Genomic DNA, 1,004 nt, shown 5'->3' on the forward strand with positions numbered 1-1,004 from the left:
GGATGGAACTTTGACAACAGTTATGCCCGACTGCCGAAATCATTTTTTACAAGTCTTAACCCAACCCCTGTACGCTCACCGAAGCTGATCATTCTCAATGATTCGCTGGCAGCATCGCTGGGCTTGAACGCCGAGGCGCTACAAAGCGAAACTGGCGTAGCGGTGCTTGCTGGAAACCAGATTCCCGAAGGTGCTTCGCCTCTTGCTCAAGCTTATGCGGGGCATCAATTTGGGCATTTTAACATGTTAGGGGACGGCCGGGCTCTGCTGCTAGGCGAGCAGATGACTCCCCTGGATGAACGGTTTGATATTCAGCTAAAGGGTCCAGGACGAACGCCATACTCCCGCGGGGGCGATGGTCGAGCGACACTTGGCCCGATGCTGCGCGAATACATCATCAGCGAAGCCATGCATGCGCTTGGTATACCTACCACCCGCAGTCTAGCAGTGGTGACAACAGGTGAGCCAGTAATTCGCGAAACCGCCCTGCCTGGTGCCATTCTGACACGTGTGGCTGTCAGTCATCTGCGCGTCGGCACCTTTCAATACGCTGCAAAATGGGGCACAGTTGAGGAACTTCGAATCTTGGCTGACTATGCACTAAAGCGTCATTTTCCAGACATTGATACTGATGAAAACCGGTATCTTCCGCTGCTTCAGGAAGTGATCAAGCGTCAGGCGGGGCTGATTGCCAAATGGCAGCTGGTTGGCTTTATTCACGGGGTGATGAACACCGACAACATGACTATTAGCGGGGAAACCATCGATTATGGTCCTTGTGCCTTTATGGATGAATATGACCCGGCTACGGTATTCAGTTCCATCGATACGGGGGGCCGCTATGCCTATGGCAATCAGCCGAATATTGGCGGGTGGAATCTCGCGCGATTTGCTGAAGCCCTATTGCCGCTGCTGCATGCAGATCAGGAGCAGGCTGTCAAACTGGCCCAGGATGCGATTTCAGAATTTCCGGAGTTGTATCACCATAATTGGCTCGCAGGAAT

Annotated in this window: 1 protein-coding gene; it reads left to right on the forward strand. The window is 53.0% G+C overall.

Going from position 1 to position 1,004, the window contains the following annotated elements; translation table 11 throughout:
• Positions 1-1,004, forward strand: a 1,004-nt coding sequence (locus tag MXD58_RS31860) for a protein adenylyltransferase SelO family protein (protein ID WP_250610223.1), incomplete at both ends; no start/stop codon positions are given.

Source organism: Frankia sp. AgKG'84/4, assembly GCF_023242965.2.
Classification (GTDB): domain Bacteria; phylum Actinomycetota; class Actinomycetes; order Frankiales; family Frankiaceae; genus Frankia.